The sequence below is a fragment of the Cypionkella aquatica genome (assembly GCF_030161095.1).
Classification (GTDB): Bacteria; Pseudomonadota; Alphaproteobacteria; order Rhodobacterales; family Rhodobacteraceae; genus Cypionkella; species Cypionkella aquatica.
Window position 1 is genome coordinate 98,759 of record NZ_BSPP01000001.1, and the last position, 23,406, is coordinate 122,164.

At 59.7% G+C, this 23,406-nt stretch carries 24 protein-coding genes and 1 pseudogene; 13 read left to right on the forward strand and 12 right to left on the reverse strand.

Features of this window, described 5'->3' with window-relative positions; genetic code table 11:
- The first annotated feature begins 57 nt into the window (after positions 1-57).
- Positions 58-732 carry an aquaporin gene (locus tag QQJ98_RS00490; protein WP_284323357.1) on the forward strand — a complete coding sequence of 225 codons (675 nt, stop codon included), beginning with the start codon at positions 58-60 and terminating at the stop codon, positions 730-732.
- A 50-nt stretch (positions 733-782) separates the two neighbouring features.
- Here the strand turns inward: QQJ98_RS00490 and QQJ98_RS00495 are convergent, their stop codons facing one another.
- A complete protein-coding gene (locus QQJ98_RS00495; protein ID WP_284323392.1) occupies positions 783-1,895 on the reverse strand; it encodes a DUF6456 domain-containing protein in 1,113 nt (370 codons plus the stop codon).
- A 222-nt stretch (positions 1,896-2,117) separates the two neighbouring features.
- Here QQJ98_RS00495 and QQJ98_RS00500 point away from each other — a divergent pair, with 222 nt between their 5' ends.
- Positions 2,118-2,405, forward strand: a complete 288-nt coding sequence (locus tag QQJ98_RS00500; RefSeq protein ID WP_284323358.1) for a DUF6477 family protein — start codon at positions 2,118-2,120, stop codon at positions 2,403-2,405.
- Positions 2,406-2,529: 124 nt separating this feature from the next.
- Here QQJ98_RS00500 and QQJ98_RS00505 read toward each other — a convergent pair whose 3' ends face one another.
- Entirely contained in the window at positions 2,530-4,080 is a 1,551-nt protein-coding gene (locus QQJ98_RS00505; RefSeq protein ID WP_284323359.1) for a trimethylamine methyltransferase family protein, read from the reverse strand.
- A gap of 274 nt (positions 4,081-4,354) precedes the next feature.
- Here QQJ98_RS00505 and guaA point away from each other — a divergent pair, with 274 nt between their 5' ends.
- Positions 4,355-5,911: a glutamine-hydrolyzing GMP synthase gene (gene guaA, locus QQJ98_RS00510; RefSeq protein WP_284323360.1), complete on the forward strand. Its 1,557-nt coding sequence runs from the start codon at positions 4,355-4,357 to the stop codon at positions 5,909-5,911.
- 28 nt (positions 5,912-5,939) lie between these two features.
- On the forward strand, positions 5,940-6,218 hold the full coding sequence (locus QQJ98_RS00515; protein WP_284323361.1) for a putative quinol monooxygenase: 279 nt from the start codon (positions 5,940-5,942) through the stop codon (positions 6,216-6,218).
- A gap of 176 nt (positions 6,219-6,394) precedes the next feature.
- On the opposite strand, the gene QQJ98_RS00520 is transcribed toward QQJ98_RS00515, so the two are convergent.
- Positions 6,395-6,994 (reverse strand): nitroreductase family protein, encoded by a 600-nt coding sequence (locus QQJ98_RS00520; RefSeq protein ID WP_284323362.1) that lies wholly within the window; start codon positions 6,992-6,994, stop codon positions 6,395-6,397.
- Positions 6,995-7,138: 144 nt separating this feature from the next.
- On the opposite strand from QQJ98_RS00520, the gene QQJ98_RS00525 reads away from it, so the two are divergent.
- The 8 genes and pseudogenes from QQJ98_RS00525 to QQJ98_RS00560 all read left to right on the forward strand — a co-directional run bounded on the left by QQJ98_RS00525 (position 7,139) and on the right by QQJ98_RS00560 (position 14,986).
- The gene (locus QQJ98_RS00525; RefSeq protein ID WP_284323363.1) at positions 7,139-8,434 is read left to right on the forward strand and encodes an MFS transporter; all 1,296 of its coding nucleotides are present in this window, start codon (positions 7,139-7,141) and stop codon (positions 8,432-8,434) included.
- Positions 8,431-9,321: a DMT family transporter gene (locus QQJ98_RS00530; protein ID WP_284323364.1), complete on the forward strand. Its 891-nt coding sequence runs from the start codon at positions 8,431-8,433 to the stop codon at positions 9,319-9,321. Before QQJ98_RS00525 ends, QQJ98_RS00530 begins: the two co-directional genes overlap by 4 nt.
- A gap of 144 nt (positions 9,322-9,465) precedes the next feature.
- Positions 9,466-10,566, forward strand: a complete 1,101-nt coding sequence (locus tag QQJ98_RS00535; protein WP_284323365.1) for an OmpP1/FadL family transporter — start codon at positions 9,466-9,468, stop codon at positions 10,564-10,566.
- 112 nt (positions 10,567-10,678) lie between these two features.
- A pseudogene (locus QQJ98_RS00540) lies at positions 10,679-11,580 on the forward strand (ATPase).
- Positions 11,581-11,605: 25 nt separating this feature from the next.
- Positions 11,606-12,523: a homoserine O-acetyltransferase MetA gene (metA, locus tag QQJ98_RS00545; protein ID WP_284323366.1), complete on the forward strand. Its 918-nt coding sequence runs from the start codon at positions 11,606-11,608 to the stop codon at positions 12,521-12,523.
- Positions 12,498-13,475, forward strand: a complete 978-nt coding sequence (locus QQJ98_RS00550) for an alpha/beta fold hydrolase (protein WP_284323367.1) — start codon at positions 12,498-12,500, stop codon at positions 13,473-13,475. The genes metA and QQJ98_RS00550 overlap by 26 nt, the downstream gene beginning before the upstream one ends.
- A gap of 27 nt (positions 13,476-13,502) precedes the next feature.
- Positions 13,503-14,375, forward strand: coding sequence for a polyphosphate kinase 2 (ppk2, locus tag QQJ98_RS00555; RefSeq protein WP_284323368.1), 873 nt, complete (start codon positions 13,503-13,505; stop codon positions 14,373-14,375).
- Positions 14,372-14,986, forward strand: a complete 615-nt coding sequence (locus QQJ98_RS00560; protein WP_284323369.1) for a TetR/AcrR family transcriptional regulator — start codon at positions 14,372-14,374, stop codon at positions 14,984-14,986. The genes ppk2 and QQJ98_RS00560 overlap by 4 nt, the downstream gene beginning before the upstream one ends.
- Positions 14,987-14,999: 13 nt before the next feature.
- Here QQJ98_RS00560 and QQJ98_RS00565 read toward each other — a convergent pair whose 3' ends face one another.
- The 6 genes from QQJ98_RS00565 to QQJ98_RS00590 all read right to left on the reverse strand — a co-directional run bounded on the left by QQJ98_RS00565 (position 15,000) and on the right by QQJ98_RS00590 (position 20,758).
- A complete protein-coding gene (locus QQJ98_RS00565) occupies positions 15,000-16,025 on the reverse strand; it encodes a capsular polysaccharide export protein, LipB/KpsS family (RefSeq protein ID WP_284323370.1) in 1,026 nt (341 codons plus the stop codon).
- Positions 15,992-17,068 (reverse strand): ABC transporter ATP-binding protein, encoded by a 1,077-nt coding sequence (locus QQJ98_RS00570; protein WP_284323393.1) that lies wholly within the window; start codon positions 17,066-17,068, stop codon positions 15,992-15,994. The genes QQJ98_RS00565 and QQJ98_RS00570 overlap by 34 nt, the downstream gene beginning before the upstream one ends.
- A gap of 32 nt (positions 17,069-17,100) precedes the next feature.
- Positions 17,101-17,907, reverse strand: coding sequence for an ABC transporter permease (locus tag QQJ98_RS00575; RefSeq protein ID WP_284323371.1), 807 nt, complete (start codon positions 17,905-17,907; stop codon positions 17,101-17,103).
- Positions 17,904-18,851 (reverse strand): ABC transporter permease, encoded by a 948-nt coding sequence (locus QQJ98_RS00580; RefSeq protein WP_284323372.1) that lies wholly within the window; start codon positions 18,849-18,851, stop codon positions 17,904-17,906. Before QQJ98_RS00580 ends, QQJ98_RS00575 begins: the two co-directional genes overlap by 4 nt.
- 133 nt (positions 18,852-18,984) lie before the next feature.
- A complete protein-coding gene (locus QQJ98_RS00585; protein ID WP_284323373.1) occupies positions 18,985-19,236 on the reverse strand; it encodes a hypothetical protein in 252 nt (83 codons plus the stop codon).
- A gap of 121 nt (positions 19,237-19,357) precedes the next feature.
- On the reverse strand, positions 19,358-20,758 hold the full coding sequence (locus QQJ98_RS00590) for an aminotransferase-like domain-containing protein (RefSeq protein WP_284323374.1): 1,401 nt from the start codon (positions 20,756-20,758) through the stop codon (positions 19,358-19,360).
- 89 nt (positions 20,759-20,847) lie between these two features.
- Between QQJ98_RS00590 and QQJ98_RS00595 the strand changes: the two genes are divergently transcribed.
- Positions 20,848-21,060 (forward strand): DUF1127 domain-containing protein, encoded by a 213-nt coding sequence (locus QQJ98_RS00595; RefSeq protein WP_284323375.1) that lies wholly within the window; start codon positions 20,848-20,850, stop codon positions 21,058-21,060.
- A gap of 249 nt (positions 21,061-21,309) precedes the next feature.
- On the opposite strand, the gene rpsI is transcribed toward QQJ98_RS00595, so the two are convergent.
- The 3 genes from rpsI to QQJ98_RS00610 form a co-directional block, all read right to left on the reverse strand.
- Positions 21,310-21,795 carry a 30S ribosomal protein S9 gene (gene rpsI, locus QQJ98_RS00600; RefSeq protein ID WP_284323376.1) on the reverse strand — a complete coding sequence of 162 codons (486 nt, stop codon included), beginning with the start codon at positions 21,793-21,795 and terminating at the stop codon, positions 21,310-21,312.
- A gap of 2 nt (positions 21,796-21,797) precedes the next feature.
- On the reverse strand, positions 21,798-22,262 hold the full coding sequence (gene rplM, locus QQJ98_RS00605) for a 50S ribosomal protein L13 (protein WP_284323377.1): 465 nt from the start codon (positions 22,260-22,262) through the stop codon (positions 21,798-21,800).
- A 232-nt stretch (positions 22,263-22,494) separates the two neighbouring features.
- Positions 22,495-23,271: an SseB family protein gene (locus QQJ98_RS00610; RefSeq protein WP_284323378.1), complete on the reverse strand. Its 777-nt coding sequence runs from the start codon at positions 23,269-23,271 to the stop codon at positions 22,495-22,497.
- Positions 23,272-23,406 lie beyond the last annotated feature (135 nt).

The following is a 23,406-nucleotide window of genomic DNA, read 5'->3' on the forward strand; positions in this document are numbered from 1 at the left end:
CACTGCGGCGTTCACCGCGCAGCCCTATGCAAGTGTAACAAGTGTAAGGGGACAAGAATGGGCAACAAATTGATAGCAGAGACCTTTGGCACCGCCATTCTGGTGCTGTTCGGCTGCGGCGCTGCGGTGATTGGCGGCGCTGAGATTGGATTTACCGGGATTTCACTGGCCTTCGGTCTGGCAATTGTGGCGGCGGCTTACGGCATTGGGGCGATTTCCGGCGCGCATCTGAACCCGGCGGTCAGCCTTGGTATGGTGGCGGCGGGCCGGATGTCCGTGGCAGAGTTTGCAGGGTATGCGGTGGCGCAGGTGATTGGAGCGACCCTTGGCGCTGGGATTTTGTATCTGGTGGCCTCGGGCACGGCAGCTTGGACCGGCGGTTTGGGCACCAATGGCTATGGCGCGGGCTATCTGGGCGAATACTCGGCCACCGCAGCCTTGGTGTTTGAATTTGTGATGACCTTTATCTTCGTCACAGTGATTTTGGGCGCTACAGGAGCAGGCGCAAGTGCGGGGTTTGCCGGGCTTGCGATTGGTCTGACGCTGACCGCGATCCATCTGGTTGGCATCAATGTGACCGGGGTTTCGGTAAACCCGGCGCGCTCGATTGGCCCGGCTTTGTTCGTCGGTGGCACCGCTTTGGCGCAGCTGTGGCTCTTCATTGCGGCACCGCTGGCCGGAGGCGCTGTGGCGGGGCTGGTCTATAAAATCGGCCTGACCCGCGCCGACTGATCGCGCAATCCTCGCTGATCCGGGCGGCTGTGGCTGCCGCCCGGATCGGTTCAACCGATCAGCGGGCCCAATTTGCCATAGGTTTCGTCAAAATGCCGCCGCAAGCGCTGCAACGCGATGCGCAGCACCACCTTGCCAGAGCGCGCGGCCCAACCCAGACGCTGCTCGGCGGTCTCGATGCCTTCCAGAAAGCAGCAGACCCGCAGCGCCACATCGCCCAAACCGGGGCCAAGATCGCGCAAGGCCGCCGCCACCCGGTCGCGCGCCGCCCGGGGCGCCTCGGCCATGCCAGGCTCGGCGCGCGGCGGGATACGATCAGCGCCGGTCAGAAAACGCTCCCAATTCTGCGCCGCGCGGGGGCCCATCTGGGCCAGCTCAAAATCTTCGCGCAGACGTTCGGCTGCGACCACCAACTCGGGTTCAAGATAAAGCTTGCCATCCTTGTCGCGCCTGCGCCCCAGCACCGCAACCGGGCTTTCGGCCAGATTGTAGCGGATGCGGCGGGGGCCCGCCTCGTCGCTTGGAAGGCGCGCATCCCAACCGCGCGGCGTGCCTCCGAAGGCAGCTTGCGCTTCGGCGAAGCCGCCGCCGCGATCCTCGTCCGCAACCATCCGCTTCAACGCCGCGCGGCCAAGCGTGCTGATCTCGTATGTCGCCACCCGCCCCGGCTTGCGACAGCTGATCCAGTCTTTCAGCGCAAAGGCTTGCGCGATCACCCGTTCAACCACCGCCGTCCGCGCGGAATGGCCATCGGGAAACTCGCGCATCACCACGGCTTTCTCCATATCCGGCGCAAAGGCCAAGACAGCGCCCGGTTCCACCAGACGGCGCAGGATACGTTTGCCCTCAGAAAGGATTGTCGCTTCATCGGCAACGATCATATGCGGGCGCAAAGGGGCTGTCATGGCGTCATCATCCTTGTTGATTAGGGGCAGGCCAGAGTCCAGACCGTGGCTGAGCGCACAAAGCGCCTCGTCCAGCAACGGATCATCACGCCGGGTCTCATAGCGGCGCACCGCCCGCATCACCGTCGAGGCATGCCGGCCCTCTCTTCGTGCAAGTGACCGATAAGATTGACCATCTTCGGTATGATCCAGATAGAGCCGCACCGCATCCGGCAGCCAGCCCGGCAGAGATTGAACGGTAGAGAGATTGCGTTGCATCATGTTTTGTCGCGCCGACGCGCCTTCCTGATCAAACCTCGCCGAAACGTTAACAAGCGTGGAAGGCATTGATTACCCAATCGTTAATTTCTGACCTGACTCCGATAATTGTTTACAAATCTTAAACAATCTCGGAACTTCGCGCGCGCTGCAACTCGGCTTTGCGCAACGCACAGTTGTGCCGTGCTAAGCAAGCTCCACCACTTAATGGAGGCTTGTCCGATGACCGATTTCCGCGCTTTGCTTGAAACCCTGCGCCGCCCGCGCCTGCTGATCCGTGCCGCCCGCTGTGGTGTGGTCGATTACCGCCGCGACCGTGATCTGAAACGGCTGGTTGACAGCATGCCAACGCCCGAACGCGCGGTGTCGCGGCTGTTGGTCGAAGAAGAACGGCTGGAGGATATTCGCCAAAGCGGCGCTGCCAGCTATTCGGTGGCGCGTCACATCGAGGTGCTGATCGCCCTGATGGCCGAGGTGCGACTGCTGCCGCGCAGCCCCAAGGCGGTGTAACGCCAGCATCCGCCCACCCAGTGGCCCACAAAGCAAAAGGCCCGCAACGCTGCGGGCCCCTTACCACTCATACCTAAGCACTCGTTAAACTGATCTTTTCTACTTGTGACTTGAACCCAGCAGATTACATGAACGCATCGGGCATCGAAGCCTTCTTGCGCGCCACATAATCGTCGATGCTCTCACGGATGCCTTCATCCAAAGCCGGGGCGACATAATCGCCCAGCATTTTCTTGACGCGCTCTGCAGCCAGCGTCTGCGTGTCGCGCGCGCCTTCTTCGGCCCAAGTCTCGAACGGCTTGTAATCCAGCAGGTCCGAGCGCCAGAATGCGGTTTTGAAGTTGGCTTGCGTATGCTCGCAGCCCAGATAGTGACCGCCGGGGCCCACTTCACGGATCGCATCCATGGCCTGCCCATTGGTGTCCATCATCACGCCCTGCGCCAGATGGTGCAAAGTGCCAAGCTGATCGGCGTCCATGACGAATTTTTCAAACGACGACACAAGACCGCCTTCAAGCCAACCGCAGGCATGCAGCATGAAGTTCACACCTGCCAACAGCCCCATGTTCAAGCTGTTCGCGGTTTCATAGGCCGCCTGCGCGTCGGGCAGTTTTGATCCGCAGAACGACCCCGCCGAGCGATAGGGCAGACCCAAACGCCGCACCAACTGTCCGGTGCCGTAAGTGATGTGTGCGGCTTCTGGCGTTCCAAAGGTCGGCGCACCCGAGTTCATGTCAATCGAGGTCACAAACGCCCCCGCGATCACCGGCGAGCCCGGCCGCACCAGCTGCGAATACGACACGCCCGCCAAAATCTCGGCCAATACCTGCGTCAGCGTGCCTGCCACCGTCACCGGCGCCATAGCACCACCGACGATGAACGGCGATACGATGCTGGCTTGGTTGTTCGATGCGTAAACCTCCAAAGCGCCCATCATGATGCCATCAAAGGTCATCGGCGAGTTGATGTTGATCAGGCTGGTCATCACCGTGTTCTGATCGACAAAATCCGCGCCAAACAACAGCTTGGACATTTCCACCGAATCCGCCGCCCGGCTGGGCTCTGTCACCGACCCCATGTAGGGCTTGTCCGACAGCACCATATGCGCGCGCAACATATCAAGGTGGCGCTTGTTCACCGGCACATCGGTTGGCTCGCAGACCGTGCCGCCGGAATGGTGCAGCCATTTCGACATATAGCCCAGCTTCACGAATTTCTGGAAATCGTCGATCGTGGCATAGCGCCGCCCGCCTTCCAGATCGCGCACGAAGGGCGGGCCATAAACCGGGGCCAACACCAGATTGCGGCCACCGACCTCAACGCTGCGCTCGGGGTTACGGGCGTATTGGGTAAATGTTTTGGGCGCGGTCGCGCACAACTTGCGCGCAAGGCCGCGCGGAATATGCACCCGCTCGCCCCGCACATCGGCGCCCGCTTCGCGCCAACGCACCAGCGCGGCTTCGTTTTCTACAAAATTGACGCCGATCTCTTCCAACACGGTTTCCGCGTTGTATTCGATGATCTGCAAGGCTTCTTCGTTCAGAATTTCAAAGTTCGGAATGTTGCGCTGGATGAATTTCGCGGTCTCAAAGCTGACCGCCGTGCGCTCTGCCCGCCGGGTTGCCCCGCCACCGCCCCGCGCCCGCCGTCCACCCGTTTCTGCAACATCGCTCATCGCAATCTCCATCCTCAGCCGCCCGCGCGGCACTGTTTTGATACGCTTATGCCGTGAAGCCCACTGCCCCCGCCCCCTGAATACGCCACATAACCGCCAAAACCGACATGCTTCCATCCCAGCAGCGACTTATGGTCATCCGCTTTGCAAAATTACCCCCAAGGCGATGAGGCCGCACACCGAGGCAGGCTGAACGGCCCCCAAAAATTCTGCGCAGAAGAATTTTCGCTGCATCCGATCTTGCGATTCCCGGCCCCAAAGGCTACCCGAGGCTATGACACATCATGATCGCCTTCTCATCATCGACTTCGGCTCTCAGGTCACGCAACTGATTGCGCGCCGCCTGCGCGAGTTGAACGTTTATTGCGAAATCCACCCCTACAACAAAGTGGATGATGCGTTCCTGCAAAGCTTCGCGCCAAAGGCAGTGATCCTGTCGGGCGGGCCGGATTCGGTGACGCGCGCAGGCTCCCCCCGCGCCCCCGAAGCGCTCTGGAGCCAGGGCGTGCCGGTGTTGGGCATCTGCTATGGCCAGCAGACCATGATGCAGCAACTTGGCGGTTTGGTCGAACACGGCCACGGCACCGCCGAATTTGGCCGCGCTTTCGTCACTCCAACCGCTGATCAACTGTCGATCCTAGATGGTTGGTTTGCCGATGGCCGCGAACAGGTCTGGATGAGCCACGGCGATCACGTCTCCAAAATCGCCCCCGGCTTCCAGGTCTACGGCACCTCGCCGAACGCCCCTTTCGCCGTCACCGCCGACCCAGCGCGCCACTTCTACGCCGTGCAGTTCCACCCCGAGGTGCATCACACCCCGAAGGGCGCGCAACTCTATGAGAATTTCGTGAAACTGGCAGGCTTTAGCGGCGATTGGACGATGGACGCCTACCGCGAACAAGCCATCGCCGCGATCCGGCAGCGCGTGGGCGACAAAAAGGTGATCTGCGCGCTTTCGGGCGGCGTGGACAGCTCTGTCACCGCCATCCTGATCCACGAAGCCATTGGTGACCAGCTGACTTGCGTGTTCGTCGATCACGGACTGCTGCGTCTGGGCGAGGCTGAACAGGTGGTCGCCATGTTCCGCGACAACTACAACCTCAACCTGATCCACGCCGACGAATCCGAACTGTTCTTGGGCAAGCTGCAAGGCGTCTCTGACCCCGAAACCAAACGCAAGATCATCGGCGGCTTGTTCATCGACGTGTTCCAGAAATACGCCAATGGGATTGAGGGCGCAGAATTCCTCGCCCAAGGCACGCTTTATCCCGATGTGATCGAAAGCGTCAGCTTCTCCGGCGGCCCCTCTGTCACCATCAAATCGCACCACAATGTCGGCGGTTTGCCCGAAAAGATGGGCCTGAAACTGGTCGAACCCCTGCGCGAACTCTTCAAAGACGAAGTCCGCGCCTTGGGCCGCGAACTCGGCCTGCCCGCCAGCTTCATCGGCCGCCACCCCTTCCCCGGCCCCGGCCTTGCGATCCGCTGCCCCGGCGAAATCACCACCGAAAAGCTCGACATCCTGCGCCAAGCCGATGCGGTCTATATCGACCAGATCCGCAAGCACGGCCTGTATGACGAGATCTGGCAAGCCTTCGCCGCGATCCTGCCGATGAAAACCGTCGGCGTGATGGGCGACGGGCGCACCTATGACTACGCCTTGGCCCTGCGCGCCGTCACCTCGGTGGATGGCATGACCGCCGACACCTATCCCTTCACCCATGATTTCTTGGGCGAAACCATGACCCGCATCATCAACGAGGTCAAAGGCGTCAACCGGGTGTTTTACGACATCACCTCAAAGCCGCCCGGCACGATTGAACTCGAATGATCCGGCCCCACCATGATTAGGTTGCGCCATGATTAGGTTGCGCGGGCATCTGATCTGCGCAACCGCCGAAGAAGCCGCCGCAGTGCAGGCACATGTCGCCGAGCACACGCGGCTGTCGCGCGCCGAACCGGGCTGCCTGTCGTTTGAAATCACCCCGACCGACGATCCGCTGGTGTGGGAGGTGATGGAAACCTTCCGCACGCAGGAAGATTTCAACGCCCATCAAACCCGCACCCGCGCCAGCGCGTGGTTCGAGGCGACAAAACCGATCCTGCGCGATTTCCGCGTCGAAGCCATCGGCGACTGAGTCCCCCCCAGCTGCAACTGCCTCGTTTCACCTGTTCATAAATATCCCGGGGGGAGCGTAAGCTGGGGGGCTGGCCCCCCTTCCGCGCCATCACGCAGCACAACAGCCCCGATCCATCCCCCGGCAGCGCCGTCGCAAGGGGCTCGATGCCCCGCGCGACGGCACCTCTCTATCGCTCAGACAAAGCCACCATGCGCCACCGTTTTCGCCAAAGGCAGACGGTCATTCGGGGCTTCGCGCGCTTGCAACGCCTCGGGCAGATTGTCGATATCGCCATGCTCACCCACGGCCACCACCGCATGCAGCATATAGCCTTCGGGCAGCTTCAGATTTTTCGCCAGGATACCCGCATCAAAGCCGCCCATCGCATGCGCCACCAAGCCTGCGTGATGCGCTTGCAAGGCGAAATAGCCCCAAGCCGTCCCGGCATCAAACTGCGCCCATGCATTGGGCGTCTCAACCCCGTCTTTTTCCACAGTCCCGCGCGAGGCCACCACAACCAAAGCCGCGGCTTTCTCAGCCCAAGTGCGGTTGAACGGCACCAAACCTTCGACAATCTTGCCAAAAGCCGCATCCCCGCGCAGACCATAGGCAAAACGCCACGGTTGATTGTTGCTGGCTGAAGGCGCCCAACGCGCGGCTTCAAACAGCGAAAGCAACTGGGCCTCTGTCAGCGTCTTTTCCGTAAACCCACGCGGCGAAAACCGCGAGGTGAATTGCGCATGGATCGCATGGTCGGCCTTGCGGGTGTTCTTGATGGCGGTATGAGCGGTCATTTCAGGTCCAATTTCAGCTAATGTTACCCAAGACATAACGCCGCAGCCGCTTGTAGCAAGGGCGCGCAGTGCATAGCTGATGTGCCAATTTGCACGCAACTCTGCCTCTGGCAAAGCCCTGCTGATAGGTCTAAGCCTTGCGGCATGACTGCGATCTCTCAAAACTTTCTGTTGCGTCACCGCGATTTCGGCCTGTTCTGGGGCGGCATGGCCTTGGTCAGTATCGCCGCACAGATCGAGGCCGTCACCATCGGCTGGCAAATCTACAGCCTTGGCCGCGCCACGATGTCGATTGAGCAAAGCGCGTTTCTGGTTGGCATGGTGGGTCTGTGCCAATTCCTGCCGCTGTTCGCGCTGACGCTTTGGGCCGGATCCCTCGCGGATCGCATTTCGCGCCGCAAGATCGTGATACTGGCACTTTTGGCGGAAACCATCGGGGTTTTGGGGCTGGTGGCGCTGGCCATCCATCCCGCGCCCGGCTTCACCGCGATTTTTGCCATCGCAGCCCTGTTCGGCGCATCGCGCGCCTTTCTGTCACCTGCGGCCAGCGCTTTGGTGCCGATGCTGGTGCCGAAAGCCGACATGCCGCAGGCGATCTCCTTGAAATCCCTCAGCTGGCAAGGTGCGGTGATCATCGGCCCGTGGTTGGGCGGTATGCTCTGTGCAATCTCTACCGCGGCCGCCTACAGCACCACCGCCGTGCTTTATGTGCTGGGCGTGCTGATCATTCTGCGGATGCGCGCCAACACCACCCCCCTCCGGCAACCCGGTGGCCAGTGGGAGCAGATCAAAGAAGGCCTCGCCTATACCTATCACAACAAGATCGTGTTCGGCGCGATCTCGCTTGATCTGTTCGCGGTGCTGCTCGGCGGCGCCACCGCTTTGCTGCCCGCTTTCGCCAGCGACATCCTGCATGTCGGGCCCGAGGGCTTTGGCATCCTGCGCTCTGGCCCGGCCATCGGCGCGGTGCTGGTCGCCTTGGCGCTGGCGCGTTGGCCTTTGAAGCGCCGCGCCGGCGTGCGGATGTTCTGGGCGGTGGGCGCGTTTGGCTTGGCGACGGTGGTGTTTGGGCTGTCAAAAAATATGTATCTGTCGGTTGCGGCGCTTGCGGTGCTGGGGGCGGCTGACATGATCTCGGTCTATGTCCGGCAAACCTTGGTGCAGATCGTCACCCCCGACCATATGCGCGGTCGGGTGTCTTCGGTGTCGGGCCTGTTCATCTCGGGCTCGAACGAGCTGGGCGAGTTTGAATCTGGCGTGGTGTCGCGTTTCCTTGGTCCGGTCGGGGCTGCGGTGTTCGGCGGCATTGGCACGATGATCGTCACCGGCACTTGGGCATGGATGTTCCCTGCCCTGCGCAAAGCCGACCGCCTTGATGGCACCGAGCCTGATGCCGAAACCCTGCACCCCCATGCCATGAGCAGTCAGATCAGCGGATGAACACCTCCAAAGCCCCCCTTTCCCCCGCCATCCGCGCAGCTTTTTGGATGATCGGCTCGATCCTTGCGTTTTCCGCGATGGCGATTGCCGCAAAAGAGATTGGCCCGCGCCACGACACGTTTGAGATCATGACCGTGCGCTCGGCTGTCGGTTTCGTGTTGGTCGTGGCACTTGCGACCGCAACTGGACGTTTGTCCGAGATTACGGCGCGCAATCTGGGTGGTCATACCGTGCGTAATGTCATCCATTTCACCGGGCAAAACCTGTGGTTCTGGGGCCTGACCATGATCCCGCTGGCGCAATTGTTTGCCATCGAATTCACCTCGCCGCTTTGGGTCGTGCTGCTTGCCGCCCTGCTGCTGGGTGAAAAGCTGACCAAAACGCGCCTGATCGCGGCCGCGTTGGGCTTTGTCGGCGTGCTGATTGTCGCCCGCCCTGATATGGCGCATATCAACCATGGTGTGCTGGCCGCAGCCGGGGCAGCGCTTTGCTTTGCCACCACCAATGTCGTCACCAAAAAACTGACCAAGGGCATCTCTATCCTGTGCATCTTGTTCTGGCTGACCTTGATGCAGTTCTTTTTCGGCCTTGCCGCAGCGTTGAGCGATGGCATCTTCCATCTGCCCACCGCCCAGACGCTGCCTTGGCTCTGCGTGATCGGCCTTGCCGGTGTCACCGCGCATTATTGTGTCACCGCTGCGCTCAAGATCGCGCCCGCCTCTTATGTGATGCCGCTGGATTTCCTACGCCTGCCGCTGATCGCCATCGTGGGCGCGCTGGTCTATGCCGAGCCGCTGGACCCCTATGTGATCCTTGGGGCTGCGGTGATCTTCGCTGGCATCTGGCTGAACATCCGCGCGGAAATCAGGCCGAAAGGTCACATCTGACTCTGTCCAAAGTGGTGACGCCGCGTCATTGATTGACCGATGCGCCAAGTTCCGCTTAGCGTGACAAATCACCGCATTGAACGCATTAACCCTCGGCAAAGCAGGGACATGCCAAGATGCAGCATCGGTTACGGGGAGTATACCATGAAGCACATCATCACAGCCGTCGGCGCGCTGGCACTGACCACGACGCTGGCACAGGCAGGGGGTCTTGATCGCTCGGGCCAAAGCATCGCTTCGATCTTTGAGGACGGCGATTATGTCGAACTCAGCTTCGGCCATGTCTCGCCGGACGTCACTGGTACGGCCGTGGCTGGTTTGGGTGGGTTTTCGTCCGGCGATATGGCGGGCGGCTATAACCAGATCGGCATGGCGGTGAAAACCAAACTGAATGACCACTGGGATCTGGGTGTGATTTTCGACCAGCCGTTTGGCGCGAAGGTCAGCTATCCGGCGGGCACCAACTATTTCGCCCAAGGCTCCACGGCGGAACTGAATTCGACCGCGCTGACCACGGTGCTAAAGTATAAAACCGACAACAACATCAGCATTTTTGGCGGTCTGCGCTACGAGCTGATGGATGCCAAGGCTTCGGTGCCTTTCGTGGCAAGCTATAAGGTCGAGTCGGATCAATCGAGCGGGCTGGGCTATCTGGTCGGCGTCGCTTATGAAAAACCAGAGATCGCCTTGCGGGTGGCACTGACCTATAATTCCAAAATCAGCCATGATTTCAAAACAGTTGAATCCAGCCTGCTGACCGGCGGCGCGGATGTGGCGGGCACAACCTCGGTGGATTCGCCGCAAAGCGTCAATCTTGAGTTCCAGTCTGGTGTCGCCAAAGATACGCTGGTGTTCGGCTCGATACGCTGGGTGGATTGGTCATCCTTCGTGATCGACCCTGCTGGCTATCCCGCCCCGTCGCCGTTGGTGTCGTATGACTCTGACACAGTGACCTATACTTTGGGCGTCGGCCGTCGGTTTAACGAAAACTGGTCCGGCTCGGTTTCGATCGGTTTTGAGGATCAGAGCGGCGGTTTCGCGTCAAACCTTGGGCCGCATGATGGCAAAACCAGCATCACCATCGGGGCTGCCTATACCACTGCAAGCAAGCTGAAAATCTCGGGCGGCGTGTCCTATATCCGCATCGGCGATGCAAAGACTTCGTTGAACGACTCCACTACGGCCTCGAATTTCTCGGACAATTCGGCGATCGGAGTTGGGATGCGGATTTCCTACGCGTTCTGATCCTCAGTCTTTAACTTTGCGGCCCCGCAGTGCTTGCGGGGCCGCGTTTATTTTCGCTTCCCCCTCCCGGCCTGCGCCTGTAACAAAAGCCTGCCAAACCCCGGAGGCCGCGATGATCTACACCTCAGCACAACATTTTCGCGCCGCCGAGCAGAAGCGCGTTTTGCTCTTTGGCANATGTCCGGCCTTGGCAAAACCTACCTGTCGAACATGCTGCGCGATTCTGTTCAGGTCATGGGGGGGCAAGCGGGCGCGGGCGGCTGGTTCCACTACTCGGTCGATTACCGCATCGGCACCCGCTATATGAACGAATACATCGCGGACAATTTCAAGCGCGAGGCGATGAAAGTGCCGCTGTTGCGCGAACTCTTGATGACGGATTCGGTCTATATCGCCTCGAACATCACTTTCAACAATCTCGCGCCGTTGTCGACTTATCTCGGCAAGCCCGGTGATCCGGCGCGCGGTGGCATTGCGTTTGAAGAATATCAGCGCCGCCAAGCCCAACATGCGCAGGCTGAAATTTCGGCGATGCTGGACGTGCCGCGCTTTGTCGAGCGTGCGCAGAATATCTATGGCTATCAGAACTTTATCTGCGATACCTCGGGTTCGATCTGCGAAGTGGTCGATGCCGAAAACCCGCAAGATCCGGTGATGCAGGCGCTGGCGGGCAATCAGCTTCTGGTCTGGATCAAAGGCTCGGATGCGCATAAGGCCGAATTGGCCCGCCGCTTTGATCGCAGCCCCAAGCCGATGTATTACCGGCCGGACTTCTTGTTGAAGTTATGGGCGGAGTATCTTGATCTGCAAGGTAAATCCGCAACCTCGGTTGACCCGGATGCCTTCCTGCGCTTTGGCTATGCCCGCCTGCTGGATCACCGCCAACCGCGCTATGCCGCGATGGCGCGCTGGGGCATCACCGTCACCGCCGAAGAGGTGGCACAGGTCAAATCGCCCGCCGATTTCGATGATATGATCGCGACGGCACTTGAACGCACGAACAACCACGCCTAACTCACTCGTTTATCAGGATAAACCCATGCCGATCACCCTGCCCGCCACCCTGCCCGCCTTTGACGTTCTGCGGAACGAAGGCGTCATGGTGATGTCGCCAGAGCGGGCGCAGGCACAGGAAATCCGCCCGTTGCGCATCGGTTTGTTGAATCTGATGCCGAAGAAAATCCAGACCGAGAACCAATTTGCCCGCCTGATCGGGGCCACCCCGCTGCAGATTGATCTGCAATTGATCCGCATGTCGGAACATCAGGCGAAAAACACTGCGGCAGAGCATATGGAAACCTTCTACCGCCCGTTTTCCGAGGTGAAATCCGATAAATTCGATGGTCTGATCATCACCGGTGCGCCGATTGAACATCTGGAGTTCAGCGACGTCACCTATTGGGACGAGCTGCGCGAGGTGATGGATTGGACCCAAACCAACGTCCATTCCACCTTTGGCGTTTGCTGGGGCGGCATGGCGATGATCAACCATTTCCACGGCGTCGCCAAACATATGCTGGATCACAAGGCGTTCGGGTGCTTTCGCCATCAGAACCTTGCCCCGACTTCGCCTTTCCTGCGCGGGTTTTCCGATGAATTTGTCATCCCGGTCAGCCGCTGGACCGAGATGAAAGACGCCGAAATCGCCGCCGCCCCCGGCCTGCGCACGCTTTTGGGCAGCGAGCAGGTCGGCCCCTGTCTGGTCGAAGACCCCGCGCACCGGGCGTTGTATATCTTCAACCATTTTGAATATGACAGCGACACGCTGAAACAGGAATACGACCGCGATATTGCGGCCGGAACCCCGATCAATGTGCCAGACAACTACTACCCGAACGACAATCCAGCACTACCTCCGTTGAACCGTTGGCGCAGCCACGCCCATTTGCTTTATGGCAATTGGATCAATGAGATCTATCAGAGCACGCCTTATGACATGGCAGAAATTGGCCGGTAAATTGTTGATTGCAGCGGCGCTTTTGGGCGGCGTCTCGGGCGTCACACTCTACCGCGCGCAAAGCCGCGAGGCCGCGATCCTGGCCGAGTTTCCGGCGCAGGGCCAGTTTTTGACGGTGAACGGCGTGCAGGTGCATGTCTATGTCACAGGCGCTGGCCCGGATCTGATCCTGATCCACGGTGCCTCGGGCAATGCGCGCGATCTGACGGTGGCGCTGGCCGCCGATCTGGAAAAATCCTACCGGGTGATTGCCTTTGATCGCCCCGGTCTGGGCTGGTCTGACCCGATCCCCGATCAATCCATCCGTGGACAGGCCCTTCATCTTGCCGACGCCGCCGCACAACTGAACGTGCACGATCCGATCATTGTCGGCCAAAGCTACGGCGGTTCGGTCACTTTGGCTTGGGCGCTGTTTGCGCCGCTGAAACCACGCGCTTTGGTGCTGATATCGGCCCCCAGCCTGCCTTGGCCGGGGCCGCTCGACATCTTTTACCGCCTGAGCGACAGCCGCATCGGTGCCGCCCTGATCCCGCCGCTTGCCGCAGCCTATGTGCCAGACAGCTTTGTGGACAGCAGCATCGCCGCCGTGTTTTCCCCCGATCCGGTGCCGCCCGGCTATGCCACAGCGATTGCGGCGAAACTGGCGCTGCGGCGCACCACCTTGCGGGCGAATTTTGCGCAAGTGAATGATCTGCGGCCTGAAATTGTCGCACAAGAACCGCTTTATCCGCAGCTGACCCTGCCGATAGAGATGATCCACGGCACCGCCGACACCACCGTGCCGCTGGCAATCCATTCAGCTCCGTTTGCCGCCCGCATGCCCAACGCGCATTTGACCGTGCTGGACGGCGCGGGCCACATGCCCCATTACAGCCATCGCACGGCGGCGCTTGCGGCGATTGCGCGCGCCGCTCAACGCTCTGGATTGCACAGCCCGCCGCAATCGCCATAGTGGGTCAAACCCGAACCGGAGGATATCATGGACCTGCCCTTTGACGGCGCGATCAGCCGCTATTTCAAGGAAGCCGCCCCGAAAGAGGTGCGCAAGACCATTGAAAAGGCCAGCAAGGATGAAATTCTGTGGAAGGACTATCCCTACCGCGAAGAACTGAAGAAATCCGACTACAAAACCCAGATGGAGGCGCTGCAAGTGCAGCTTGTGCGCATGGCCGCCGACATCAAGGCGACTGGCAAGCGCATGGTGGTGGTGTTTGAAGGCCGCGATGCTGCGGGCAAAGGTGGCGCGATTGCCGCAGCCCATGAAAACCTCAACCCACGCGTCGCGGGCATCGTGGCGCTGCCGAAACCGACCGACCGCGAGGCCGCGCAATGGTATTTTCAGCGCTACGTCGATTGGCTGCCTGCGGCGGGTGAGATCGCCTTTTTCGATCGCTCATGGTACAATCGCGGCATTGTCGAGCATGTTTTCGGCTTTTGCACCCCCGAGCAGCGCGCGAAATTCTTCCGCCAACTGCCCGAGTTTGAACGCATGCTGGTCGATGAAGGCATCATCCTGATCAAGCTGTGGCTTGAGGTGGGCCAAGCCGAGCAGTTGCAACGCTTCCTGGATCGTGAACAAGACCCGCTCAAGCAATGGAAGCTGTCGCAGATCGACATAGACGGCCTTGCGAAATGGAATGAATACACCGCCGCGATTGACGAAACCTTTGCGCAAAGCCATTTCAAATACGCGCCTTGGACGGTGATCTTGTCGGATGACAAGCTGCGCACCCGGCTTTGCGTTATACAGAACATCCTGCAATCCGTTGACTACAAAGGCAAAGACCCGAACGTGATCGGCAAGATCGATGAAAAGATCTGCGGTGGCCCGAAGAAAAGGCAGATCGATTGAAACGTGGCTATCATCACGGCAACCTGCGGCAAGCGCTGGTCGAGGCGGCTCTGATCCTGATTGCCGATCAGGGTCCGACCGGCTTTACCCTGTCCGAAGCCGCCAAAGCCGCCGATGTCACCCCCGCCGCTGTATATCGGCATTTTGCGGGCCGCGATGATCTGATCGCCGAGGTGGCGCGGCAAGGCTATGATATCTTCGCGGCCCTGATGGAATTTGCCTATAACAACGGCCAGCCCACAGCTTTGGCGGCGTTCGAGGCGACGGGCCGTGCCTATCTGGCCTTTGCGCGCAAATATCCCGGCCATTACAAGGCGATGTTTGAATCCGGCCTCAGCCTGCAAGCGCATCCTGATCTTGCCATCGTCGCGCAAAAAGCCCGCGCGGTGCTGGAACAGGCGGCTGAAAAGCTGTCGCAACACCTGCCACCGGGCAAGCGTCCGCCCGCCACGATGTTCTCGGCCCATATCTGGGCGATGAGCCACGGCGTCGTTGAACTTTACATGCGCGGCGCACCGGGGGCGAAAAGCCCGTTCCCGCCCGAGGATTTGCTGGAAGCAGGCATCGGGATTTATCTGCGTGGGCTGGGCTTGCTGCGCCCCGACGCTTAGCCAAACCAAAGGCTTAGAAGTAGCCCGTTTGGCTCAGATCGCCCAAAGCATAGCCACGTTGATGCACACGGGCCAACAAGCGCGGCAAATCCTCGGCCCGGTCCTCAAGGCAAAACTTTTGCAAATACCACTGCAGATACCCCGCATGCGGCCAATCGCGCGCCATCGCGGCGGCCAAAGCCTGCGGCATCCGCGCGGCATCGGTCAGGGTGATGGCGTTCTGCCAAAAATCGGTCTGCCCGCCCAGCACCACCGGCTTTTGGTGCAAGAACGCCTCAAACCCCACCGCAGAGCTCAACGTCACGGCGCAATCGCAGGCCGCCAGCAGATCATGGATCGAGGCCATGCCAACATGCACGCCTTGCTCTGGGTCATGATAGTGGCTTAGCAGCTCTAATTCATCAAAGCTTTGGTTGGGATGCGGCTTGATATACACAGCACGGCTGCCTTTGGCGGCAATCGCGGCCTCGATCATCGCGGGCACGCTCAGATAATGCGTGTGGTGCTTGGGCGGTTTGAAATCCTGCGCAAAGAACGCAAGACATCCCGCCGGGACAGCTTCGGCCCCGCGCGGCATCTGGTCAAACTTGCTGCGATTGGCCTCGACGAACTGCGGTGCAAGTTTGGCCAGAAAACGCTCTGCACGGCGCTTTGGCACGGCCTCGGCGTCAAAAGGCGATAGGCGTTGCAAGGAATTGTTGCGCACACCGATCTGATCAAAGAACCAAAACCCGCGCAAATAGCTGGGAACGCAGTGGAAAATATTGCGCGCGTAAAAGCCGCGATCTTCCATGAACACATGCAGATGCTGCGGAAAGCTGGCGGCAAGCTCATGTTGACCCACCGTGCTGTCGGTGATCTGAACCTGCCAACCCTGCGCAAGCGCGTGATCGGCAAAGGCGCTCAGCAGTTTGAAATGCCGCTTTTCCAGCGCCAGCGCCAGTTTGGCGCGGGCGTGAAAGAACAGCGTCGGCGGCAGATCGGCCAGCCGTTCAGCCGTGAGCATCAGCGGAACAAAACCAGCGCGCCCGGCGACCATGCCACCCGCGTTTGCGTGCCAATATCCAGCACAGGGCGGCCAAACACGTTGCGCATCGACAACCGCATCGGCTCGGTCGTGCCTTCAAGCTTGATATCGTAATAGGTCATATCGCCGTAGTAGACGACCTCGACCACCTCGGCGCGACTTTCGCGGTCGGTCGCAGTTTGGCCATCAAACAGGATGGTCAGCGTCTCTGGCCGAAAACCGATCGAGGCGCTAGAGCTTCCAGGCGCCACCGAAACCTGTTCCGCATCCAAAGTCAGACGGCCAAACCCCTTGGCCTCGACCTCAACCTTGCCGTCGATTTCCGAAAGGATTTCGGCAGGCAGGAAGTTCATTGTGCCAATGAAATCAGCGACCTTGCGGCTGTTCGGACGCCTGTACAAGGTTTCAGGATCGGCCAGCTGCGCGATCTCACCCTCAAACATCACCGCAATCCGGTCCGACATCACCAAGGCTTCTTCCTGATCATGCGTCACCAGAATAAAGGTGATGCCAACCTGCCGTTGCAGCTTGATCAGCTCCATCTGCATCTGCTCGCGCATCTTCTTGTCCAGCGCAGACAAAGGCTCGTCCAGCAGCAAAACCTTCGGCTTCAGGATCAGCGCCCGCGCCAAAGCCACCCGCTGCCGCTGCCCCCCCGAAAGCGCATGCGCCGCGCGCGCGCCATAGCCCTTCAGCCCGACCATTTCCAAAGCCTCGGCCACCGCCGCCGCCTTTTCTGCCTTTGAGCGCGGGTCTTTACGCAGACCAAAGCCGACATTCTGCTCGACCGTCAGATGCGGAAAAATCGCGTAGGACTGGAACACCATATTGGTCGGCCGCACATTGGCGGGCACCGATACCATATCCTTGCCGTCGATCATCACCACACCCGAGGAAATCCCCTCAAACCCGGCAATGGTGCGCAAAAGCGTGGTCTTGCCACAGCCCGAAGGCCCCAGCAGGCTGAAAAACTCCCCCGCCTTGATCGTCGCGGTGATCCCGCGCAAGGCGTGATAATCGCCGTAATATTTATGAACGTCTTTGAACTCGATCATGGTCTGACCGGACATGGTGGGTTTTTCAGACGTCACAGGAAGCCTCCAGTATCCTTACCACCGGTTTTGGCGATGCCACGGCGGCGGAAATATTCTGCGGTTGCAAGCAAAGCGATGGACAGACAGACCAAAATCGTCCCCAGCGCCAAAATAACCGGCACGTTCTGCGGAAAGCGGAACTGGCCAAAGATATAGACCGGCAGGGTGTTTTCATTGCCCGCCAGAAAGAACGCCATGATGAATTCATCAAGGCTGATGGTGAAAGTGATCAGCAGGCTGGAAATGATCCCCGGCAGCACCAGCGGCAATATCACCAGCCGGAATGCTGAAATCGGCGTTTCGCCCAGATCATAGGCGGCTTCCTCAAGCGAGTGATCCAGCGATTGGAACGACGCCGACAGGATCGCAATAGAGAACGGCGTGCAGACCAGCACATGCCCCAAAATCACCGTCATCAAGCTAAGCGGCGTGCCGATCCCCAGCAGAACCGTCAGCAGCGCCACCGCCAGAATGATATCCGGCAACACCAGCGGCAGCATGATCAACCCCATCAGCCCGCCCTTGAACGGAAACGCATAGCGGGTCGAGGCACGCGAGGCGAACACCCCAAGCGCGGTTGAAATCACCGCCGCACTGATGCCGATGATCAGCGAATTGCTCAGCGCACGGTGCAGCGCCGGATCCTCCCACAACTTGCCAAACCACAAGGTCGTAAAGCCGTTCAGCGGAAACGCCACCGTGGTCGAGTTGTTGAAGGCAAAGATCGGCAGCAGCACGATCGGCGCATACAGAAAGATCAGATAGGCTATCGTATAGCCGCGAAACCAGCCGCCCTTCATCGCTTGTTCCCCTTCAGAAACCGTCTGTTCAAGAACAGGAACAAAAGACTGACCGCCATCACGATGGCCATGGAAGAGATCGCCAGCGCCGATCCCAGCGTATAATTGTCCAGCTTCTTGTAGTTCAACTCGATCAGGTTGGCGACCATCTTACCCTCTGGTCCCCCGACCAGATTGGGCGTCACATAATCGCCAATCGTCGGGATGAACACGATCAGCACCGCCGAAACCACCCCCGGCATCGCCAAGGGCAGCGTCACCCGCCAGAACGTCATGAACGGACTTTCGCCCAGATCACGCCCAGCCTCCAGGAAAGAGCGGTCGATCTTTTCCAGCGATACGAAAATCGGCAGGATCGCGAAGGGGGCATAGGCATGCGCCAGCGTGATCACCACAGAATTGGCATTGTACAAAAGCCAGGTGATCGGCTCGGAAATCAGCCCGATCTCCAGCAAGCCCGAGTTGATCACCCCCCCCGTGCCAAGGATCACTTTCCACAGGAACACCCGGATCAGATAGCTGGTCCAGAACGGAATGGTGATCAAAAACAGCCAGAGCGACTTTTTCGACGGCGCCACATAAAAGCTGACAAAATAGGCAACCGGAAACGCCAGCAGCACTGTCGTCGCCGTCACCACCAATGAAATCACAAGTGACCGCCACAGCAGCGTCAGCGCCAGCGGGTCCGACCAAACCCCGCGATAAGTCTGCGCCACCGACCGCGCGCCGTTCACATCCTTGTAGGAATGACACTCGCCAAAATAGTTGCACAGCTGAAACTCTGGGATGATCTTCAGATAGCCGTCAGTCATGAAACTATAGGCGAAAATCATCGCAAGCGGTGCCGCGAGCAGCAAAATCGCGTAAATTGCGGTCGGGCTGATCATCAACAGCCCGTTGGCGGCCTCTGATCCCCAGAAGCGCACCTTTGGTTTCGATTGCATCCCGTTCCCCCTGTAGCACCTTTGCTGGCACTTTTGGCGCATTTGATCAAATTGATCCGATCCTGCGAAACGATGCAAGATTTAATTGATCATTGCTGCCAAGTGCCTCTCGCGCAAGCGAAACAGGTGGTGTTCAGATCCGCTCGATCTGAATCGCCCGCTTTTTAAGCTCGTCATACAAGCTGGCGAGCACCCTTTGCGCGCCGACCGCAGCCTGCAGCGCATCCGAGATCACCTCATCGCCGCTGCCATCCGACACCCGCCAGACCAGCCGTTGCTTTGCGCCATCATCATAGACAATTTCGGTCGCCCCAGCGCGCGATTTGCGCAACCCGAGGAAATCAGCGCCCGCTCCCGGCGCGTGAAACGTGGTTTGAAGTCCCATTTGTGGGCCTTTCTTTTATGTGTCTGGCTTACCGCTCGAAGCTTGAATCTGGCGCTTTGCCGCCGATCGGTCAATTCCCGCCGATGGGATTGTGCGCATCCGAGTCCAGAAAGCCACACATTCAAACCGCCATATCATTCGGCGGGCGCGGCAGCATATAGCCCATCGCCGCAAGCCCCGCATCAAGCTGTTGGCGCGGAATACCGCCGGCAATCGCCAGTCGCACCGCATTGGGCGCACGGCCATTGCTCATGGCATATTGATCGGCGGCGCGCAGCAAAACGCCCTGCTCTTCGGCCATCCGGGTGAATGTATAGGCCCGCCAGCCCTGCGGCAGCCGCAACCATGCAAAGGGAATCCCCTTTTGCCAAGACAGATCAAACGCACCCAAGCGGTTGATAACCATCTGCAAACGGTCCGAAAACTCTGCCTCAACCGAGGCGCGGATATCATCGGCAGCACCCGAGTTGAACAATTCCAGCGCAAAAGCCGCCAAAGGTTTTGACAGCGCAAAGAACGCATGTTGCGCCGCCAAGCGCCCGGTTGGCCCCATCCCGGTCGGGCAAATCACATAGCCAAACCGCAGGGCAGCCGAGACAGATTTTGACAGGCTGCCCGCATACCACACCCGTTCCGGTGCCAAGGCCCGCAACGCAGGGTCGGGCGCACCCGAGTAGAAATAGCACTCATCTTCAATGATTTGCAGATCGTACCGCCGCGCGATGGATACAATCTGGGACATCCGCTCGGGGCTCATCCGCGCGGTGGTCGGGTTTTGTGCGCTTGGCGTCAGACACAGCACCTGCGCGCCATAGCGTTTGCAGGCGGCTTCCAGCGCATCCGGGCGGATGCCTTCTTCGTCCAACTCGATCCCGATCACCTCGGCCCGCGCCGCCCGCGCCGCATAGCGAAAGCCCGGATAGGCCAGATCCTCGATCAAAACCACCGGGCGGTCGCCGCGCAGACAGCAATCCAGCACCAGCCCGATGCCGCTTTGCCCGCCATGCGTCAGCATGACATCATCTTCGCAAATCGGCCCCAACACGCGGTTGCACAGCCATGTCACCACCGCCTCACGCAGCGGTGCCTCGCCATTTTGATGTGTGTAATCAAGCCATTCGATGCCGACATCCAGCGAGACTTTGCGCAGAATATCGCCAAAGATCGCCGTCTGCCCCACGTCCGGCAATTGAGGTGACCGCAGATCAACCCGGCCCTCGTCCACGCCCGGATCGCGGTCGGTGAACAGGGATTGCGACGGCCCCAGCCGTGGCCTGCGTGCGGCGACAAAGGTGCCGCGCCCCACAGTCGCCTCTAACAGCCCCTCTTGCGTGGCAATCTGATAGGCGCGGCTGACAGTCCCCGGCGTCACCGCCAAGCGGTAAGCCAGATCGCGCACCGTTGGCAATTGTGTGCCTTGTGGCAAAGCGGCGGTGCGGATCGCTTCGCGCAAGGCCCGCGCCAGCGACAAATACTTCGGGCCTTCGTCGCCCGACAGATCCGGCACCCAGATTGTATGCATCACAATGTTCCTCTGGCGATTCGGTGGCCAACATTGTATCAATCATAGCAGGCAACTGCATCTTGTATCAATACAATCGGATGAAGCAAATGTCGTATTCCCAAGCCGTCGCCCTCAATGCCCAAAACCTGCCGCCGCTGTCGCGCGTCGTGGTCGCGCTGGCGCTGACTGTTGCGCGCTGGGAGCTGCGCCATCGCACCCGAAAGCAGTTGGCCCAGATGCCCAAACACATGCTGCGCGATATCGGCCTGTCAGAAAGCCATGCCGAACAAGAGGCTGAAAAGCCGTTCTGGCGCGCCTGAGACTATTCTCCCTGTTCCCCAACCTCGGGCCGGTTTTTCCGGCCCGTTTTTTTATAGCCAAACGGAAAAAGGTCAAAAACCACAACATGTTGTGGAAAACTGCCAAAAAACCGCCCGACACACACAAGTCTGTCCCCGCTGGGACAGCAGAAAATCTGTCCCCGCGGGGACAAAAGCAAACCACCCGCCGCCAAAACAAAAGGCCCGTGGAACACCACGGGCCTTTTGCACAGTCCAAACCAGTAAAGCTTAGCGCTTCGAGAACTGGAACGATTTACGGGCTTTCGCCTTGCCGTATTTCTTACGCTCAACCACACGGCTGTCGCGTGTCAGGAAGCCAGCGGCTTTCAAAGCGCCGCGCAAGGCGGGCTCATACAACTGCAGTGCTTTCGACACGCCGTGCTTCACAGCGCCAGCTTGGCCCGAAAGACCACCACCAGCAACCGTCGCCATCACGTCGAACTGGCCTTCAACGCCAGCAACGGTGAACGGCTGACGCAGGATCATTTGCAGCACAGGACGCGCGAAATAAACCGCCATCTCTTTGCCGTTCACGGTGACTTTGCCCGAACCCGGTTTGATCCAGACACGCGCAACAGCGTTCTTCCGCTTGCCGGTCGCATAAGCGCGACCCAGCTTGTCACGCACAGCGACGCGCACGATGGCAGCCGGAGCAGCAGGTGCTGCTGCGCCAACAGCCGATTTCAGATCGTCGAGAGATTTGATTTCGGACATGGTTACGCGCTCCGAGTGTTTTTCGGGTTCAGGGCCGCAAGGTCCAGAACGGTGGGCTGTTGCGCCTCATGCGGATGCTCAGCCGACGCGTAAACGCGCAGGTTGGTCATCTGAACGCGGCCCAGACGGTTGCGGGTGATCATACGCTCAACAGCCTTGATCACAACGCGCTCGGGATGAGCACCTTCCAAGACTTGCTTGGCAGTGCGCTGCTTGATGCCGCCCGGGTGGCCGGTGTGCCAGTAGTAGATCTTGTCGTTGCGCTTGTTACCGGTCATCTGGATTTTATCCGCGTTGATGACGATAACATTATCACCCATGTCCATGTGGGGGGTGAAGGTCGGCTTGTTTTTGCCGCGCAGAATGTTTGCCACGATCGTCGCAAGACGGCCCAGAACGATGCCTTCGGCGTCGATCAGGATCCATTTCTTGTCAATGTCCGCAGGCGTAGCGGAGAAGGTTTTCATATCGAACCCATAAGAGAGAGGGCGAGAGTCCCCTCTCGCATTTCGGATGGCGGCTTATCGCGCAAAGCCCGCACAGCGTCAAGCGCTGCATCAAACATAATAACAAGCAATTTCAATCGCATAAAAGATACGGTATTATATTACCCCCATTTCGATCAAGACAGATTGACTAAAATTGGTCATCCTCTCTGGAAAAATATCCCACGGGGCCCGGGGTGTGAAACCCCGGCGCTCACCGCAAGACTGGGGGTTTGCCATCCATCCCCGGCGCCGCACGTTGAAGCGGTGCCTCAACCGCCAGATCCGGCACCTCGAATACCACCGCCACCCGCGACAGTTCCGCCACCACAGCCTCGCTCGATGCCAAAAACGTCACATCCAACTCGCCAGCCTCCAGCCCGGAAAACACCAAAGCCTCGCCAAGTGCGCGTGCCAAAGCGTCTTCTGCGCCGGGTTGTGCGTCAATCACCGCCAACATGTGCCCAAGCCGCCCATCGCGATAGCGCACCCCCGCCAACAATGCCGCCCGCGCCAAACCTGCAGCCCCGCCCAAGGTAAAGCTCAAAGCGTCGCTCAGTGCATCCGGCAGGCCTTTGGGCGCGAAAAATTGTGCAGGCACCGCGTCAACCTCCACCGGGGTGGCCTCTAACATCTCGCACAGCCAGCGCAGGGCCTCGGGCGGCAGAAGCACCTCTGACGCCGCCCCCGAGCCGAAGTTCAGCCCCAACGAGAGGCCCTGCCCCAGCATCTGATGCGCGATCAACCGTCCCGGCAGCGCTGCATAGGCCAAGGGGCCGTCGCCCATCGCGGCCAGACGTTCCTCGCTGGAATAGGCCAGCAAAACCGGGCCTTCCTCCAGATCAAACACCTTGGGATCAACCCGCTCGCCCTCGGCTTCGCGTTCCAGCAGCAAGAACAATGTGGCGTCGGCGAGCAATCGGTAAAACCGCAACCCCGCCTGCGCATCGCCCGCCTGCATCAACGCATAAGCCTGATCGAGTTCCTGCATCGCATCCTCCGTTCTATCCGTGCTGGTGTTACCACGACCCAACGGATCACAACAGCACTGCAACACTGCAAGACTTCTGGCAAATCCTCGTTGTGAGCCATCGGCCCACCAGATATTGAGAGGTAACAGCCCCTC

Excerpts from the sequence above, each read along its gene's own strand:
- QQJ98_RS00530 (WP_284323364.1), top strand. The coding sequence starts at position 8,431 with ATGAACACCTCCAAAGCCCCCCTTTCCCCCGCCATCCGCGCAGCTTTT.
- QQJ98_RS00565 (WP_284323370.1), bottom strand. The coding sequence starts at position 16,025 with ATGGTCGCCGGGCGCGCTGGTTTTGTTCCGCTGATGCTCACGGCTGAA.
- QQJ98_RS00520 (WP_284323362.1), bottom strand. The coding sequence starts at position 6,994 with ATGACCGCTCATACCGCCATCAAGAACACCCGCAAGGCCGACCATGCG.
- QQJ98_RS00500 (WP_284323358.1), top strand. The coding sequence starts at position 2,118 with ATGACCGATTTCCGCGCTTTGCTTGAAACCCTGCGCCGCCCGCGCCTG.
- QQJ98_RS00580 (WP_284323372.1), bottom strand. The coding sequence starts at position 18,851 with ATGCAATCGAAACCAAAGGTGCGCTTCTGGGGATCAGAGGCCGCCAAC.
- QQJ98_RS00550 (WP_284323367.1), top strand. The coding sequence starts at position 12,498 with ATGACATGGCAGAAATTGGCCGGTAAATTGTTGATTGCAGCGGCGCTT.
- QQJ98_RS00575 (WP_284323371.1), bottom strand. The coding sequence starts at position 17,907 with ATGAAGGGCGGCTGGTTTCGCGGCTATACGATAGCCTATCTGATCTTT.
- QQJ98_RS00495 (WP_284323392.1), bottom strand. The coding sequence starts at position 1,895 with ATGCAACGCAATCTCTCTACCGTTCAATCTCTGCCGGGCTGGCTGCCG.
- metA (WP_284323366.1), top strand. The coding sequence starts at position 11,606 with ATGCCGATCACCCTGCCCGCCACCCTGCCCGCCTTTGACGTTCTGCGG.
- QQJ98_RS00610 (WP_284323378.1), bottom strand. The coding sequence starts at position 23,271 with ATGCAGGAACTCGATCAGGCTTATGCGTTGATGCAGGCGGGCGATGCG.
- rpsI (WP_284323376.1), bottom strand. The coding sequence starts at position 21,795 with ATGTCCGAAATCAAATCTCTCGACGATCTGAAATCGGCTGTTGGCGCA.
- QQJ98_RS00590 (WP_284323374.1), bottom strand. The coding sequence starts at position 20,758 with ATGCATACAATCTGGGTGCCGGATCTGTCGGGCGACGAAGGCCCGAAG.
- guaA (WP_284323360.1), top strand. The coding sequence starts at position 4,355 with ATGACACATCATGATCGCCTTCTCATCATCGACTTCGGCTCTCAGGTC.
- QQJ98_RS00570 (WP_284323393.1), bottom strand. The coding sequence starts at position 17,068 with ATGATCGAGTTCAAAGACGTTCATAAATATTACGGCGATTATCACGCC.
- ppk2 (WP_284323368.1), top strand. The coding sequence starts at position 13,503 with ATGGACCTGCCCTTTGACGGCGCGATCAGCCGCTATTTCAAGGAAGCC.
- QQJ98_RS00515 (WP_284323361.1), top strand. The coding sequence starts at position 5,940 with ATGATTAGGTTGCGCGGGCATCTGATCTGCGCAACCGCCGAAGAAGCC.
- rplM (WP_284323377.1), bottom strand. The coding sequence starts at position 22,262 with ATGAAAACCTTCTCCGCTACGCCTGCGGACATTGACAAGAAATGGATC.
- QQJ98_RS00505 (WP_284323359.1), bottom strand. The coding sequence starts at position 4,080 with ATGAGCGATGTTGCAGAAACGGGTGGACGGCGGGCGCGGGGCGGTGGC.
- QQJ98_RS00595 (WP_284323375.1), top strand. The coding sequence starts at position 20,848 with ATGTCGTATTCCCAAGCCGTCGCCCTCAATGCCCAAAACCTGCCGCCG.
- QQJ98_RS00525 (WP_284323363.1), top strand. The coding sequence starts at position 7,139 with ATGACTGCGATCTCTCAAAACTTTCTGTTGCGTCACCGCGATTTCGGC.
- QQJ98_RS00535 (WP_284323365.1), top strand. The coding sequence starts at position 9,466 with ATGAAGCACATCATCACAGCCGTCGGCGCGCTGGCACTGACCACGACG.
- QQJ98_RS00490 (WP_284323357.1), top strand. The coding sequence starts at position 58 with ATGGGCAACAAATTGATAGCAGAGACCTTTGGCACCGCCATTCTGGTG.
- QQJ98_RS00585 (WP_284323373.1), bottom strand. The coding sequence starts at position 19,236 with ATGGGACTTCAAACCACGTTTCACGCGCCGGGAGCGGGCGCTGATTTC.